This is a genomic window from Stakelama marina (genome assembly GCF_018122655.1).
Taxonomy (GTDB): domain Bacteria; phylum Pseudomonadota; class Alphaproteobacteria; order Sphingomonadales; family Sphingomonadaceae; genus Sphingomonas; species Sphingomonas marina.
In genome coordinates this window covers 394,412-410,105 of sequence record NZ_JAGRQC010000004.1, presented here as the reverse complement: position 1 = coordinate 410,105, position 15,694 = coordinate 394,412, and the positions used below count along the sequence as shown (strand labels likewise).

Sequence of the window (15,694 nt, the reverse complement as noted above, 5' to 3'; positions counted from 1 at the left end):
GGTTGATATTATGCGGCGAGCTTGCGGTGTTGCAAGCGCCGATATTCGATGGTTTGTCGTTTGATCTTTTCGCGCTGTTTGATGATGGCGGGTGCCCTGCCGAAATAGGCGTCGGCGGGCGTCACGTTGTTCAGGCTCTCGTGGTAACGCTGGTGGTTGTAGTGCTCGACGAAGGCTTCGATCTGGGCCTCAAGGTCGCCGGGCAGGAAGTAATTTTCCAGCAGGATGCGGTTTTTCAGGGTCTGGTGCCAGCGCTCGATCTTGCCCTGGGTCTGGGGGTGCAGCGGGGCACCGCGGACATGGCTCATCTTGTTGGCCCCGATGTATTCCGCCAGTTCGCCCGCGATGTAGCTGGGACCATTGTCGCTGAGAAGCCGGGGCTTGTGCAGCACCGTGGCGCTGTCGCAGCCGGAAGCCGCAAGCGCGAGGTCCAGCGTGTCGGTCACATCCTCGGCCCGCATGTTGGTGCACAACTTCCAGGCGATGATGTAGCGCGAGAAGTCGTCGAGCACGGTTGAAAGATACATCCAGCCCCACCCGATGATCTTGAAGTAGGTAAAATCGGTCTGCCACCTCTCGTTCGGTCCGGTGGTCTTGGTGTGGAACTGATCGGCGGCCTTGATCACCACATAGGCCGGACTGGTGATCAGGTCGTGAGCTTTCAACAGGCGGTAAACCGTGGCTTCTGACACGAAGTAGCGTTTTTCGTCGGTGAAGCGCACGGCCAGTTCGCGGGGTGACAGATCGGACTGTTCCAGCGCCAGCTCGATGATCTGGTCCTGGATGTCATCGCCGATCCGGTTCCACACCCGGCTCGGTGCCGATGGCCTATCTTCCAGCGCCTCCGGTCCGCCTTCGAGGAACCGGTCATACCAGCGGTAGAAAGTACGACGGGCGATCCCGAGCTGGTCCAGCGTCCGCTTGGCGGGCAGGTGCGACTGCTCGACGATCCGGATAATCGCGAGCTTTTCCGATGCGGGATACCTCATTCGTCGTCGCCCCCATCCGCGATCATGCTTTTTTTCAGCAGACGGTTCTCGAGCGTCAGGTCGGCCACGCACTCCTTCAGAGCGCGGGATTCGCGGCGCAGATCCTGCACTTCGCCGGTGGTCGCGGCACGGGCGGTGTCGCCGGCAAGCCGCCGCTTCCCGGCCTCCATGAACTCCTTGGACCAGGTGTAATACAGGCTCTGGGCGATGCCTTCCTTGCGGCACAACTCGGCAATGCTGTCGTCACCGCGCAGGCCTTCCAGCACGATGCGGATCTTGTCCTCAGCCGAGAAATGGCGTCGGGTTGCACGCCGGATGTCCTTTACTACCCGCTCAGCAGGAGCCTTGGTCGGCGATTTTGCAGTGGTGGATTTGGGCTTCATCTTCGTTCCTTCGTCACTACGACGAAGCCCAAATCCACCTTAAATCACAACCTCAAATCTGTGCCATAGGCGCTGACGGGGAACACTAGATGGATTGCGTACCTGCGCGGCGTACCAGTCAGCCTGCTTCCTTAAATGGCAGATCGTACTGGGAGTAGGTGAGGAGAAACGAGTGTTGGCTACAGTCGATGCGACTCCGATCACCAACTAGCGGTCGCAGTGATGTTCCGGCTGGTCAAGGTTAAGGTCCACAAAGGGTCGGACCCGGAAGCCCACACCAACGCATCCGAATGTCGGCTATTTCATTTGTGCGGCTGTAACCTGCCTTTCCGGAGTGTCGAACATTTCTGCCGTCGGGCGGCGCGCAGCCAGATGTCCGCTCTCGGGAATTCGACCAAGACATCCGCACGGAATCATTTGAGGGCGCAAAGCCATCGACATGTTCACCAACCTCTTCCCGGCTCGGTCGGGATGGCCCACTGCCTTCCGCGTCGAAGTCTCCCGATGTTCTCAAGTGACGTTTGAGGCCTGAGCAGGTCCTGCAGATATTGCTGATCACGCGGTTCGAGCGGCGCAATGTCAGTCAATCGCTCCGCGACCTCTCGGCCCAACCGAAGCAATACCGCGGATGCGACATTCTTCTCGCCACGAGCATTCAGCAGCGCACGAACTGCGGCATCCGAGTGCTGCAATGGCTTGACCCCCTTCCCCGCCCCCTGCGCATGGCGGCAAGCACGATAAAAGAGAGTGTCACCACGATGGCGCTCGATGACCGCTCGCTCCTCTTCATTCCCATTCTTCGCGCTGACCCGGACGTCATTCTCATCCGACATCGGTTGTCGTTCGATCCGCGCTTCAATTTTCAAATCGCCCCTGGCGATCCGACGAAGCAGTGCGCGCTTTTCTTCACGCTGGATCCGCGCCACGACTTCGAGCCGAGTCTGGCTCTCCGGATAAAGCAATCCGACATAGTTGTAGTCCGACTTGTACAGCAGGCGATCATCATGCAGCCCAAACGGGCCAACGTCGAATGACACCGCGAGTTCGCCACGTTCGGCTGCGGCCAAAATGGGTTCAGCCCATGCCGATGGATGTTTGACCTCTGGCGCATGGCCACTGGCATGCTGATGGCCAAAATCGAGCCGACCGTAGCGGCTCGGCACACGGCCGGACAGATTGGCCCCCTCTACCGGGGCATCATCATCCACAATTAGTTTAAGCAGCTGCGGATCTTTGGCCTGCGCGAGCTTCATCCGCTCCGCAAAAATCGGATGCTGCTTCAGCACTTCGATTTCAGCTGCGTCTCGCTGATCAAGCGACGGCCCGGTAATCGGCTTCCGGGAGTCGATCTTCTCAGGATCCCAGCCCTCGGCAAGCTTTCGTAACAACCGCGCGGCCAACGGGGTGACGAAACGCTCATCGCCGGCACGCGCCGCCAGCGCCTCGATCATTTCCTTCCGCCGCCGGTCACGCTCGCGCTTGCGAAGTCGCTCCTCTAGCGCAAACAGCGCGAGTTCTTCGCTACTAAAGGCCTGCGCCGGAGCCGGGTCTACGGGCGCTGGCAGTGAGCGGACTGGCTTGGGACGCTTCTTTTGTAGCTTGTCTTGATCGCCTTGCTCAGGCCCGCGAGCCATATCCGGAGATCCGAGAATAACACCGTACCGGTCAAGAAGCTCTTGCGAGAGATCAGCGAGCGTTCGCGGACGCTCCGGTAGCACCTGCGGAAGCTCTGCCGCCAGATCTGTTGCCATTTCTTCTTTTTGCGCTTCCGTAATCATCTTGCGCCGGATTTGCCGGGACCGCTCGATGCGCCGCGTCTCTATCAAACGCTGCCACGTGGGCGTGTGCGACCATTTTACTGCGCAGCGCGATAACCAGTCGTGCGCCTTCGGATCAATCAGATCGGTCAGCTCCTTCTCACCACGCTTGGCGAGGTAGGCGCGCAGCTGGGCTAGCTCACGCTGCTGAGCCTTGAAAATACCCTCCACTCGACGCTGATCGGCCGGCAACGGCTTATCGTTCAGCAAGCCCTCTGGATCGTCCTCGGCACGGACGACATAGCGCTTGCCTTCTTGCGAGAGCAGAAGCGGTGCGCTGCTAACCAGATCGAGAATCTGGTGTGGCCCAAGGTCCGGCCTCGCGACCGGACCGGGGGTTGGAACGCGCGCGATTTCTGTTTCCGGCTGAAGATCGGCGACACGCTTAATAAGTGCTTGATACCGCTGCGTAGCTTGGGCTTCGAGTTCCTCGGCGCGGACCAGACGCTCCTCGATCGCCTCGCGTTCCTCGTTCAATTCGACGTCGATCCGCTGGAGATAGTCTTCCGCCTCGCGTCCGCGCTTCGACCAGCAATCGGCCAGAAATGTCTTTCCGCGCGCCTTGGCGCAAACCTTGGCGGCGTATTCCGGCGCATATCGCGCAGTTCGTGCCGCCCTACTCTTCGCCATTTCGGCGAACAGGGAAATCTGCTCGGCCTCATAGCGGAGATCGATGGCCTCCTCTGCATCGCTACGCGCACGCGACCGAGCGTCTTGCAGGGCCGGGATATTCTGCTCGTCCAAGCCTGCGATCCGGGTGCGCACTTTACCATCGCGCCGGTCCAGTTCGTCGCGGGCCAGATCGCGGTGCCTCGCAGCAGCATCGAATTTCCGCTGCCAGCCTTCCGCTGCGTTGTAGAGATCCGGCGGCGGCACATCGCCCGCCCGCGACAGCACCGTCGCATTCGTTTCGAGCTTCCGCTGCGCGCGGACATTGATGCCAAGTTTGGCATAGCTCGCCGGGCTGAGCCGATACTCAACCCTAAGACGCTCGAGTTCGATATTGATCAGCCGCGCGGCTTCGCAGCGTAGCGCCATCGGATAGCCGATCCTCGTCAGCCCACGCGATTTGTTCTGCGCAAACACCAGCTCACCATCGTCGCCCCATCTCGCTCGCCGGAGGCTATGCTGCAGATGGGCGTGCTGGTTGCGCGCGTCGTTGAGCGCATCGGGTTCGTGGAGCACCAGCATGAGCGGAATGAAATCGCGAGGTCCAGCCCGCTCGGCATCGGTCTTTGGGGCCTGGCCCTGCACGAACGTATCAAGGCCAGCCAGCACGGCCAACCTACCTCGGCGGTCCAACTCCGTCGGCAGTTCGAGGTCGGCGGCAAAGACGGTCGATGCCCGACGTCCTTTTGATAGCTTCGCGGGTGGCTTCTTATCGTCTCGCCATTTCTCGAACCCCGGCAGCTGCTTAAGCCACTTGAAAGCTGAAGCGGCATCCTCGTTGATCCACGGCACCCCGATTTTCGCCAGATGCTGCGAGAGTGTGGAGCCTGTTTCGACGCGTGCTGCCTCGGCCAGAATGACGTCACGCAAGCCCGCTGGACAATCGTTGCGACGGGCAACCTCGATCAAAAATTCCGGATCGCGTTCGAACCGGATGTTGATACGGCCGGATCCCGCCTCGGTGGTCTTGCGGTATTTGGCTTCCTCGGCTTCGATCGCGTCCCATTGCTTAACACGCACCGCATCATCTGGCGAAAGCGACGTGATCATATCCGGCCGCGACCGTTCGCCGCCGCCATGATTTCGCGTATAGCCATCGAATTCGGCAGCGGGACGCTCGCGTTGAAGTCCACTTTCCGGCCCGCCCTTTTGGGTCCCGTATCGATCGAACTGCGCCGCGCTCCGCGCCCACGTGATGTTCTTCGCAAAGTGGAAGGGACGCTCACCGGTCGACGATGTTTCGCGCGATGAGATCGCACAACTAGGTATGTGGAACCACGCGCGCCGCATCGGCGCCGGCTTCCCCTGCTCCCACTTTCTCACGCTGCCCAATGCCGCCGGAACCTTGCTTCGCAATAAGCCTAGCGGATCGGTCACCTCAGCCTCAGCCAAGTCTATCGGCAGATCGCCTATCAGACGCCTGACCGTTCGCGAGCGGAAATATCGAAGCGACTTTTTCACTACCTACTCACTCTCAGGCCGGTCCGCCCCGTGCCTTTTGGAAAGCCCGCGGCAGGCGCCCGCTCGACCAAAGGGCGAGCGCTAGTCCCATGACCGAATGATATCAGGTAGCAGCAAAGACAGGCAAGTCGTCTTTGCGTATTGCGCAAAACAACTAAGGTAATATCGCAATGACCTTACGACCATATAAAATGATCGTATTCTCGACTCAACATTGTGTTCAAATACGCAAGGCGGGTTTTCCTAGGCCTCGTACAAAAAAAGAGATGTGTGAGGCAATAATGCGCTTGCCTTACAGCGCCGTCAAACACCAAATGTGACAATATTGCAACACAACCGCAATATTTCCGCATTGTAAAGTAACGGTTCTTGTAGAAACAGGCTTGCTATTCGAATAAATGGTTGCCCGCCCGAGACGGCGGCCCATGGCGAATCGGTTCGTCACGCCAGATCGTCCCGGTGCAGGAGGACGATTTGGATCATCTGAGCGGCGTCTTCGACGCGCTTTGCAATGTGCTCATCGAATCTGTTGTCGCTGGCTTCGACGCAGTTGTCGATCAACATGAAGCATCGCGAAATCGTGGCGCGCATCTCCGCGGCCATGCCGCCGCGCTCGCACTGTTGGGACCGAAGCTCCATCAGCTCGCCGAAGAGCTTGGTGATGAAGTGGTACGCAGAACGGTTCCTCGTTACGAGGCCTATCTTCGTCACCCGCGCTTCAGCAGCGATGCGCTGGTGGTCGAAGTGGAGGACGCGGAAAAGACACTAAACGACCTGCTGCTCGATCAAACAGGCAGCCCCACGGCGTCGCAAATGCTGTACTTGTGGATGGCGATCCTCCGTATGCGCGCGATTACGATCGCGCTCGGGGCGGAATGTGTCGCTGAGCCCATCCCATCTCGCGCGCGAAAGCAGACTGCGCCCTCGCCGCGCCGGCGCGAGATAACAGCCGCCGACATTCCTAATGAGATCGCGGCAATCCTGCTCAATGCCACGGACGGCCCCGATCAATGGGCAGAAGCAATCGCGGGGCTTGCGGCGCATCGCGGCACCGCTCTGGATCGGGGTGGCATTGCCACCAAACTCTCGGCGCTGGCCGAGTGCGATGACGGACCCGAATATTTCAATCGCATTATCACCCGCCTGCGTTCGGCGGGCTATGTCCCCGACGCGGATACCAGGGCGGCCAATGATGTCCGCAACGCGGCGTATGATTCCATGCCAGCGCCGACGTCATCTCTTTCGGCTCGCTCGGAACCGCAGGCTCTCAACAAAGAATCCCGGTCGCAAGGCGCAGCTGCCCAGCTAATTGGCGACACGCTGGAACGGTCGTCGTCGGGTGTCTTACCTGACCGCACGATAAACCAGGCGGTCACAAACCGCGGGAGCAGCCTCGCCAGAAAATTCGCGGAGCGATCGCGATCGCGTGGTGACGCGCGGCAGCGCCTCGCGGACGCTCACGCTAGGCACACCGGGAGCGAGACATGATCTCGCGCGGATCACGTGCGCCGCCACCCGATCGCCGGCGAAAACAACCCCAACGTGAGAGTCAGAAGGAAAGTGAATCATGGTACTCAAGAAGCACGCGGTCGAACGCGCACGCAAGCGGCTCGTTCTGTTCGAAAAGGAAAAAGGCGGGGTTGGCAGCACCGGCACGCTGGTGACCCTTGCACATCTGTTGATGCTTCGCGAAATCCCCATCGTCTTTATCGAGGCGAGCCTCTCGCAGCGCGATGTCGAGCATGCGTATGCGGATCGACACCGGGTTGAGGCGATCGACCTCGGCGACGACGCGGATCAGGAAAAGCTCGTCACCATCATTGACGAGGCACCTGATGGCGCGCGCGTTCTGGTCAACGTGCCGGGTGGGCGCTTCGAAGACCTCGATCGGGCGCATGAATTTATCCGCTTCGTCATCGAAGACGAGGAAGAAGCCATCGATATCGGTGTCGACATCGTATGGACGATGGGCCTTGACCAGGCTTCGCGTGCTACCCTTGATGCGATGCTGGCGGGAAATCCGCCGGGACGCGTCCTGCTCAACCTGCCCGAATGGCATGGGCCGCCTGAGAAGTTCGCACTCATCGACGACGATGTACTCGGCAAGATCGAAAAAACTGGCGGTGACCTGTTCTGCTGTCCTGCGATGCCCGAGCATATCTACGACAGGTTTCGCTCCAGCAACATCGGGCTCGATCAGATCCTCGGCCATTTGTCGCGTGGAGAACGCGCGCGGTTTCGCAAATGGCAACGTGACGTCGAGGCGGCAATGGAAGGCCTGTTCTGATGGGAGAAATCTCAAAGGCGGCCGGCATTTATCGGCTAGTGTTTCGCGAAGACCCGCCGCCCGAAACCGTCCATATCCTCGAGACCATGGAAGCTGCGTTTGGATTGCAGCGGGACGAGTTGCTCACCCATGTCGTGGTGAGCCAGCTCAGGATGGCGGACCGATTCGAGGCGCTGTTCAACAAGAGAGGCAGCGATGAACGTTTGCACATCGCCGCGCTCGCCGAGCACCGCGGCGAGCTTGCCCGTCTGCGAGACGATCTGAGCAGGCTCATGGATGACGTCGCCGTCGAACGCAATCGAGTTCCCCGGCGAATGCCACGGACGATTGATCGGTTCGTCCGTCAACCACAGCAGATGGATGCGACGCGAGCATTCCCGATACTCGGTTATCTGGCCCACGCTTTTATGTTTCGGAATGGCGTGGTTGAGCGCGATGAACGCATCAGCGCCGCACGGTGGAGTCTTTTGCTCGGAACGCTCACAGCAATGCTGTTTGCTATTGCGCCTTTCTTGATTTGGCGAGCAATTGGCGGTGCCTAGCTCCACTTTGGTACATTGATGCCGTCGGGGGGCGTCCACCCCATCAGCTTTCCGTTGTCCGCCCGCCACTACCGGACAGTCGGCAGGCGCCCCCTGACGCCGACTTAGCGGACGTTGGCGGCATTTCGCTCGGCCGTTGAAACCGGCCGCTCATTCAGGCGGAGAACTCTGACGTCTGGGAGACCAGAATGAACTGGCGGCTATGCGATTATCGAAGGGAAGCCGCCAGCCTCTCTTTATGATCGCCTATAGACATGCAAGATTGCTGGATCAGTCGCTGCGCGCATTATCGCCATAGACCGGGAAGGCGCCAGCCTCGCCATAATCCTTGATCGGCGCAGCGTTCTTTAGCGCTTCCATGTCGGCATCGTCGATCGTGAAGTCGACCGCGGCGTTGCTTCGCATGTGCCCCGGCGTTGCCGTTTTCGGGAGCGGCAGCAGTCCGAGTTGCAGGCAGTAGCGGATGCATAGCTGCGGTACACCGACGCCGTATTTCGCCGCCATCGTCCCAAGCTCTCGATTGTTCAGCACCTCGCCGTGCCCGATCGGCGAATAGGCCTCGACCAGCACGTCCTTGCTCGTTGTGTGCTCGATCAGCTTGAACGGCGTGTTGGTGACGTGCGCCAGAATCTGATTGACCGCCGGCTTCACGCTGCCGTTTTCGAGGATGTTGTCGAGATCGACCTGTTCGAAATTCGAAACGCCGATTGCGCGAAGCTTGCCCGATGCAAGCGCTTCTTCGAGCGCGCGCCACGCCTCGAGATTGCCCTCGAAGTAATGCTCGCCCTGACGGAATTCGGCCCAAGGCTGTGGGCTGTGAATGATCATCATGTCGATCATGTCGAGGCCCATCGTCCTGAGCGAGCCGTCGATCGCCTCCCGCGCCCCGGCCAGCGACTTGATCTCCGCGGCGAGCTTCGACGTGACGAAGAGATCGTCCCGCGCGACGCCGCAATCTCGAATGCCTTCGCCCACGCCATGTTCGTTCCCGTATGCCTGCGCGGTGTCGAAATGGCGGTAGCCGATTTGGACGGCATCGCGCACGACCTGCGCTGATTTCTCATCGTCGATCATCCAGGTCCCGAGCCCAAGCTTGGGAATCGTGACGCCGTTATTCAGGGTGTAGATTTCGTTGAGAATCATCTGTTCGACTTTCGTGGTTCGGCGAACATCGTCGCCGGAGAGACCGGTCATATTCGTTGTCCGTCGCGCCCAACATAGCCGGGCGTCTTGGCCAGCGTGTCCCACTTGGCCAGAATGTCGGGCTCGACGACCTTTTCGGTCCAGTCGTCGGCCGACACCTCCTCGAACGCCACCGATACCGCGGCGTCGCCATAGCCGAGGATATCGGTCACGTTATTGACGATCGCCTCGGCAAGCGCCTGCTTCTGCGCATCGGTCTTGCCGGGCCAGACTTTGACGATGACGTGCGGCATCGGATCAGCCTTTCTTCGGTCCCTTGAGATATTCGTCGTCGGTCACCTTCTCCATCCACTCGACATTCTTGCCGTTCTCGTCGGTCTCCTGGATGGCGACATGGGTCATCGCATCGTGCGGCGTCGCGCCGTGCCAGTGCTTCTTGTCCGCCGGGCACCACAGCACATCACCTTCGTAAAATTCGTGGATTTCGCCGTCTTCGAGCGCGGTCCAGCCGACGCCTTCGGTGACGATCAGCGTCTGACCACGCGGATGCTTGTGCCACGCGGTGCGCGCGCCGGGTTCGAAATGGACGATCGCGCCGGTCACGTTCGATGGATCGGGACGGCTGAACTGGCCGGTGATCGTCGCCTTGCCGGTGAAATATTCCTCAGGGCCGTCGACGGTCTTCATGTTTTGCTTGCGAGCGATTTCCATATCGGGCTCCTGTGATGTGTTTTGAGTGAACACATATGGCGGTGAAGTGCCCCATCGATTAGAGGCGGTAATTCGCAAGAGCCTTTGAATTGGATTCAGCAATGGCCCGACGCAACGTCAACGACCTGCTCGCGTTTCGTGCTGTGGCGCAGGAAAGGAGCTTCACCCGCGCCGCCGCGCAGATGGGACGCTCGCCTTCGGCGCTCAGCCATGCGGTGCGCGGGCTGGAAGAGCGTGTCGGCGTGCGCCTGCTCACCCGTACGACACGAAGCGTGTCACCAACCCAGGCGGGCGAACGGCTGCTTGCGACGATCGCGCCGCGCTTCGACGAGATCGAGGCGGAACTCGGCGCCATTGCCGAGATGCGCGATCGGCCGGCCGGCATGATCCGCATCACCACGGGCATCCACGCCGCCGAGGCGATCCTCTGGCCCGCGCTGGCGACCTTCCTTTCCGCCTATCCCGACGTAACGATCGAGGTGAACGTCGATGCCGGCCTGATTGATATTGCGGCGGAGCAGTTCGACGCGGGCATCCGGATGGGGGAGACGCTCGAGCAGGACATGGTCGCCGTGCCGATCGGCCCTAACCTGCGCATGTCAGCGGTCGGTTCGCCCGACTATTTTTTAGAACGCAAGGTGCCGCGCACGCCCCATGACTTGGCCAAGCACAGTTGCATCAACCTGCGTTTTCCGACGCTGGGTGGGCTTTATGCCTGGGAATTCGAAAAGGGCGGACGGGCTCTGAACGTCCATGTCGAAGGACAACTCATCGTCAACGAGATCGCGATGGCACGGCAGGCTGCAATCGACGGGGCCGGAATCGCCTATCTGCCGCGCGACTATGTCGAGGGGGAGGTCGAAGACGGGCGGCTTCGCCATGTGCTCGAAGATTGGTGTCCGCCATTCTCAGGGTATCATCTCTACTATCCTAGCAGGCGGCAGCAATCGCAGGCATTTGCCCTGCTGGTCGAGGCGCTTCGATTTCGGGCGGGTTGATCGGGCGCGAGCGTTCCGATCCGTATGGCCTCCGGGCACAAATCTAATGACCGCTTTTAACGCGTGTGGCCGCCGATTAATCTAGAGCGCCTCGGATCGCCAAAATAGCCGACCTTAGCGGCGCTTTGCTTGGCCGTTGAAACCGGCCGTTCATTCACGCGGCCAATTATGGCGCCTCCTGGGCCGCGAGCGGACAGTCGGCCTTTGGCCGCTGCATCCAGATTTCGGACATTGGTTTGCTTTGAAGCGAATGGTGACGCCTTAGACAGCGAAATCAGCCGCGCGGATCTGACGCCACCGGCGATTCCGCGCGATCAAGACCGGAGCCGCTGACGGCACCCGAGAACGATGTTCAGCGCCGTGATAGCGGATCAGCGCTTCGCTTGCTGGACCGGCTCGCTCCACCCTAGTCCCAACGCCTTTTGGAGGGTAATGAATGCACGGACGAATTGTCCTTGTGCTTCCAGACTTGACCCTTCCGACGCGAGGGCCGCGCGTTGCGCTTCTAGCGAGGAGGTCATCGGTACGGCGCCGCGGTCGTATCGTTCTGCTGCAAACCGTGCCGATCGCCGCGCGCCTTCGACGGTGCTATATGCCGATAGCAGATTTGCGCGCAGATTGCCGAACCGAGAAAGGCTCGTCTCGGCATCGGACAGCGCGGCCAGGACCGCCTTGCGGTATTGAGCCTCCGCTTCATCGCGCCCAGCCCGCGATTGATTGACCCGCGCCCGGTTACGGCCGAAGTCGAGGAAGCTCCAGTTGATGCGCGGCAGGAGCAACGTGGAGACGCTGTCCGTATCAACCACATCGCCAATGTTGGGCCCGCCGAGCCCGATGATCCCCATGATACTGACCGATGGAAACTGACGGGCGACGTCGACTCCGATTTGCGCTGTGGCTGCGGCGAGCTGCCTTTCGGCGGCACGGACATCCGGTCGGCGACGCAGCATAGCCGCCGGGTCGCCGATCGTGATGCTGGCGGGGATCGTCGGGATCGCGCCAGGCGCAGCGAGCGCCGCATCATGCGCGCCAGGCTCGTCGCCGGTTAGTAGTGCCAACTGGTCCAGCGTCACCGCGATCTGACCTTCCAGCGGCAGCAGGCTTCCCCGTGTCCGGTTCAGTTCCGTTCGCAAGCGGACGACGTCGTCGACCGACGAGGCACCTCGGCTCTCACGCTGCTCCAGCAGCGTGAGAGCGCTGGCCTGCAGCGCTGCGGATTGACGGGCGAGGCCAAGTCGCTGCTGCAGTTCACGGAGTGTCACGTAATTGCTGGCGATCTCGGCGGACAGCCGCACCTGCGCGTCGGCGAGCTGCGCCTCGGCCGCGTCAGCCTGCGCGGACGCGCTCTGGGCGGCCCGGCGACGGCCCCCGAACAGGTCTATCTCCCAGGACGCGTCTAGTCCGACGTTGTAGAATTCCGCTTTGATGCGGTCATCCTGCTGTCCTTGAGCTGGAAGTGCTAGCGATCCAGCCGGCAAGTCGGCGATTATGGCGGTTCCTGTCGCCGAGACGGAGGGAAGCTGGTTCGCGCGCTGTTCCCGAACGGCGGCGCGTGCTTTGCGGACGCGCGACTCGGCGGCAGCGACGTCGGGGCTCGCAGCCAGGCCTCGTTCGATCAGCGTGGTGAGCAGCGGGTCGGACATCGCCTCCCACCACTTGGCCAAGGGCGGCTGCGGTGAGGTCAGCAGAGGGTCGGCGCGGCGAAATGTCGCGTCTGGACGCTCGGCGCTCGCGACGGGTCTGGGACCTGCGTAATCGGGACCGACGGTGCAGCCTGTGAGTGCGAGGGAAGCTAGGATCAGGTAACGGTTCATCAGTGCATCGCCATCTGGGTGCCGGAAGGAATCGGCCGGAGGAAAAGCGCCAGTGGTGTGGTGATGGCGATCGCGACACCCAGAACGAAGTAGAGGTCGTTGTAGGCCATCACCGTTGCCTGCCGGAGCATCTGGCCAGCCAGCTGCCGATACGCCCCGGCTTCGCCGCCCGAGCTCGCCATCGCGCGGGCGAACCACTCCTGCGTCGTGACGGCGTTCGTCGACACCGTTTCCGCGAGGCGGTTGAAGTGGAGAAAAGTTTGCCGGTCCTGGAGCGTCGCCATAAGCGCAAGTCCGATAGAACCGCCAAGGTTGCGGCCGGCGTTGAAGAGCGCAGAAGCGTCGCCCGCATCCTCTTTCGAAACTGCGCTAATCGCCGCCTGGTTCAGGAACATCATCGCGAAGATCTGACCGAAGCCGCGGACAAGCTGCGACGGCGTTAGATCGCCGCCAGCCGTATCTGCGGTCATGCTCCAATCCATTACGCAGCTGACTCCAATTGCAGTCATACCGATGATGACGGCGAGGCGCACGTCGAGATATTTGAATGCGAGCGGCAGGAAAGGCATCATCAGAAGCGCGGGCAAGCCGGATATGAACACGACCTCACCCGACTGCAGTGCGCTGTAGCCCGCCATGACGGCGAGAAACTGCGGAATGAGAAATGTGACGCCATAGAGCACGACGCCGATCACGAGGCTCAGCACGAAAACACTGCCGAAGGCCCGACTGAAGACGAGAGAAAGCTTGAGGACGGGCTGAGGCGCCCTGACTTGGCCTATCGCAATCAACAAAAATCCGAGCGCGGTGGCAATCGCCAACTTTATGATCATGGCCGATTCGAACCACATCTCACGCTGGCCCTCCTCGAGCATAACAGTGAGCGAGCCGAGGCCGATTGCTAGGCCGGCGATACCGAGCCAGTCCGCGTTACGCAGCTGGTCGAGCCTCATCCGCTCGTGGCCGAGTCCGAACAGGAGCAGGATCGCGAGTCCGGCACAGACGGGCACATTCAGGAAGAATGCGTAATGCCAGCTGTAATTGTCGGTGAGCCAGCCGCCGATGATTGGCCCCAGCACCGGGCCGAGGATCGCAGTCCCGCCGAACGCTGCAGTGCCGATCGGTTGTTGCGATGGCGGCAACCGGGTGGCGATAATGGTCATGGCGGTGGGGATCAAGGCGCCGCCCGTGAAACCCTGGCCGACGCGCCCGGCGATCATCATCGGCAGGGATGTCGACAGACCGCAGACGATCGAGAAGCCGGTGAACGACACAGCAGCCGCGAGAAGGAAGTTCCTGAGACCTAATAGCCGCACGAGAAAGGGGCTGAGCGGGATCATTACGATCTCGGCGACAAGATAGGACGTCGCCACCCATGTGCCTTCAGTGCCGCTGGCGCCGATCTCTCCCTGAATTGTCGGCAACGCCGCGTTCACGATCGAGATGTCCAGCAGCGCCATGAACGATCCGATCGTGCCCGCTGCGACCGCGAGCCAGTCGCGCGCGCTCGCGCGTTCGCGCGTCATTGTCGGCTGACCTGCGCCCCGACGCGCCTCATTCGTTCCGCCTCGTCCTCGATCCGCTTGCGGCTGCCCTTCGCGCCGATGGTGTCTACGGTCACTTCGACTGAGAGGCCGGGGCGCAGCACCTTGCGCGCTTCCGGTCCAGCCTCGATGCCAATGCGAACGGGTACGCGCTGCACAATCTTCGTGAAGTTACCGGTCGCGTTCTCGGGCGGCAGCACGGAGAACTGAGCGCCGGTTCCGGGCGCAAAGCTCTCGATCCGGCCGCGAAGTTCGGCACCGTCCAGGGCGTCGACCTTGATGGTGACAGGCTGGCCGACTCGCATTAACGCGACTTGAGTCTCCTTGAAATTCGCCTCGATGTAGAGCTGGTTCTCGGGCACGATCGACATGAGCTTGGTCGCCGGTTGCACGAACTGGCCGACGCGGACCGACTTGTCGGCGACAACCCCGTCGATGCTGCTGCGAATCTCCACTGCGCCGAGGTCGGTCGAGGCGCGGGCTAGCTGTGCCCTCGCGGTCTCGCGTTGGGCGACCGCTTGACCAATCCGCGCACCCTGCGTGTCGAGCGCCCGTTTCCCAGCCACCGACGCGGCGCGCTGGGCGCGAAGGTTCGCGAGTGCCCGGTCGCGCTCAAGCACCAGACCCGCCAAGCGCTCGCGTGATTCCGCGCCGGAGCGGGCGAGCGGCTCGTAGCGCCTGACCTCTGTCTCCGCGGCGTCAACGGCAACCTTGGCGGCAGCGACCTGGGCGTCCGACTGCACCAAGGCGGCACGTTGCTCGTCCAGCGCGCTGCGGGCGGTGCGGATGCCCGCATCGGCGACGGCGACCTGCGCCCGCGCCTGGTCGACGCTGGCGCGGTAGTCCCGCGAGTCGAGCACGGTGAGCAGCTGCCCTCGCCTCACTGGCTGGTTGTCACTGACCAATACCCGCTCGACGTAGCCGCCAAGTTTCGGAGCCACGGTAACGAAGTCGGCGCGCACATAGGCGTTGTTCGTCGACTGGCGATACTGGCCGCGTTCGCGGTAGTCCGCATACCAGAGCGCCGCCACGACAACGCCCGCGATGAGCGCCGCAATGAGAAGATATCGGATCAGCGGCTGCCGCTCTAGGAGGCCCGGTTTCTTCACGGCGGATCCGCCGTCACCGCCGTCTTCGTCCCTTATTGGGCCGTCTTTACGGTCGGTTGCGTGCTCCTCAGCTTCGATGTCATCGCGGTTAGCCACTAATCGCCCTTGAGATATGTAAACCGCCCCGTATCATAGACGCGTGGAGAGTGATGCGCCAGAGCAAAATCTTTTGGAGTTTGGCGATGCCCCCGCACGGGGTCCTCGCACCCCTATGCGCAATTGCCGCG

13 protein-coding genes are annotated in these 15,694 nt (G+C 61.4%); 4 read left to right on the top strand and 9 right to left on the bottom strand.

The features are described 5' to 3' along the window. Positions 1-8: 8 nt before the first annotated feature. A protein-coding gene (locus J7S20_RS14645; protein WP_284054979.1) for an IS3 family transposase occupies positions 9-1,372 on the bottom strand; the annotation gives its coding sequence in 2 pieces (ribosomal slippage) (positions 9-1,024 and positions 1,024-1,372; 1,365 coding nt in all). A gap of 94 nt (positions 1,373-1,466) precedes the next feature. On the opposite strand from J7S20_RS14645, the gene J7S20_RS16390 reads away from it, so the two are divergent. Then, positions 1,467-1,583 (top strand): hypothetical protein, encoded by a 117-nt coding sequence (locus J7S20_RS16390; RefSeq protein WP_488578133.1) that lies wholly within the window; start codon positions 1,467-1,469, stop codon positions 1,581-1,583. Positions 1,584-1,815: 232 nt separating this feature from the next. Here J7S20_RS16390 and J7S20_RS14640 read toward each other — a convergent pair whose 3' ends face one another. Further along, positions 1,816-5,319, bottom strand: a complete 3,504-nt coding sequence (locus J7S20_RS14640) for a hypothetical protein (RefSeq protein ID WP_284054978.1) — start codon at positions 5,317-5,319, stop codon at positions 1,816-1,818. 474 nt (positions 5,320-5,793) lie between these two features. On the opposite strand from J7S20_RS14640, the gene J7S20_RS14635 reads away from it, so the two are divergent. Both J7S20_RS14635 and J7S20_RS14630 read left to right on the top strand, forming a co-directional pair. After that, the gene (locus tag J7S20_RS14635) at positions 5,794-6,807 is read left to right on the top strand and encodes a hypothetical protein (RefSeq protein ID WP_284054977.1); all 1,014 of its coding nucleotides are present in this window, start codon (positions 5,794-5,796) and stop codon (positions 6,805-6,807) included. A 79-nt stretch (positions 6,808-6,886) separates the two neighbouring features. Next, a complete protein-coding gene (locus tag J7S20_RS14630; protein WP_284054976.1) occupies positions 6,887-7,606 on the top strand; it encodes a hypothetical protein in 720 nt (239 codons plus the stop codon). A 35-nt stretch (positions 7,607-7,641) separates the two neighbouring features. Here J7S20_RS14630 and J7S20_RS14625 read toward each other — a convergent pair whose 3' ends face one another. The 4 genes from J7S20_RS14625 to J7S20_RS14610 all read right to left on the bottom strand — a co-directional run bounded on the left by J7S20_RS14625 (position 7,642) and on the right by J7S20_RS14610 (position 10,002). Continuing rightward, the gene (locus tag J7S20_RS14625) at positions 7,642-8,007 is read right to left on the bottom strand and encodes a hypothetical protein (protein ID WP_284054975.1); all 366 of its coding nucleotides are present in this window, start codon (positions 8,005-8,007) and stop codon (positions 7,642-7,644) included. A 411-nt stretch (positions 8,008-8,418) separates the two neighbouring features. Next, positions 8,419-9,342, bottom strand: a complete 924-nt coding sequence (locus J7S20_RS14620) for an aldo/keto reductase (protein ID WP_284054974.1) — start codon at positions 9,340-9,342, stop codon at positions 8,419-8,421. Then, on the bottom strand, positions 9,339-9,584 hold the full coding sequence (locus J7S20_RS14615) for a tautomerase family protein (protein ID WP_284054973.1): 246 nt from the start codon (positions 9,582-9,584) through the stop codon (positions 9,339-9,341). Before J7S20_RS14615 ends, J7S20_RS14620 begins: the two co-directional genes overlap by 4 nt. A gap of 4 nt (positions 9,585-9,588) precedes the next feature. After that, a complete protein-coding gene (locus tag J7S20_RS14610) occupies positions 9,589-10,002 on the bottom strand; it encodes a (R)-mandelonitrile lyase (RefSeq protein ID WP_284054972.1) in 414 nt (137 codons plus the stop codon). A 101-nt stretch (positions 10,003-10,103) separates the two neighbouring features. Here J7S20_RS14610 and J7S20_RS14605 point away from each other — a divergent pair, with 101 nt between their 5' ends. Next, entirely contained in the window at positions 10,104-11,000 is an 897-nt protein-coding gene (locus tag J7S20_RS14605; protein WP_284054971.1) for a LysR family transcriptional regulator, read from the top strand. 371 nt (positions 11,001-11,371) lie between these two features. Here J7S20_RS14605 and J7S20_RS14600 read toward each other — a convergent pair whose 3' ends face one another. The 3 genes from J7S20_RS14600 to J7S20_RS14590 are packed head-to-tail and all read right to left on the bottom strand — an operon-like array spanning position 11,372 to position 15,563. Beyond that, complete coding sequence (locus J7S20_RS14600) at positions 11,372-12,814, bottom strand: efflux transporter outer membrane subunit (protein ID WP_284054970.1); 1,443 nt, start codon at positions 12,812-12,814, stop codon at positions 11,372-11,374. Beyond that, positions 12,814-14,340 (bottom strand): DHA2 family efflux MFS transporter permease subunit, encoded by a 1,527-nt coding sequence (locus tag J7S20_RS14595; RefSeq protein ID WP_284054969.1) that lies wholly within the window; start codon positions 14,338-14,340, stop codon positions 12,814-12,816. Before J7S20_RS14595 ends, J7S20_RS14600 begins: the two co-directional genes overlap by 1 nt. Continuing rightward, a complete protein-coding gene (locus J7S20_RS14590; RefSeq protein WP_284054968.1) occupies positions 14,337-15,563 on the bottom strand; it encodes an HlyD family secretion protein in 1,227 nt (408 codons plus the stop codon). Before J7S20_RS14590 ends, J7S20_RS14595 begins: the two co-directional genes overlap by 4 nt. Positions 15,564-15,694: the final 131 nt, after the last annotated feature.

Coding starts and splice junctions, on each gene's coding strand:
- J7S20_RS14630 (WP_284054976.1), top strand. CDS start 6,887: ATGGTACTCAAGAAGCACGCGGTCGAACGCGCACGCAAGCGGCTCGTT.
- J7S20_RS14620 (WP_284054974.1), bottom strand. CDS start 9,342: ATGACCGGTCTCTCCGGCGACGATGTTCGCCGAACCACGAAAGTCGAA.
- J7S20_RS14615 (WP_284054973.1), bottom strand. CDS start 9,584: ATGCCGCACGTCATCGTCAAAGTCTGGCCCGGCAAGACCGATGCGCAG.
- J7S20_RS14610 (WP_284054972.1), bottom strand. CDS start 10,002: ATGGAAATCGCTCGCAAGCAAAACATGAAGACCGTCGACGGCCCTGAG.
- J7S20_RS14605 (WP_284054971.1), top strand. CDS start 10,104: ATGGCCCGACGCAACGTCAACGACCTGCTCGCGTTTCGTGCTGTGGCG.
- J7S20_RS14600 (WP_284054970.1), bottom strand. CDS start 12,814: ATGAACCGTTACCTGATCCTAGCTTCCCTCGCACTCACAGGCTGCACC.
- J7S20_RS14595 (WP_284054969.1), bottom strand. CDS start 14,340: ATGACGCGCGAACGCGCGAGCGCGCGCGACTGGCTCGCGGTCGCAGCG.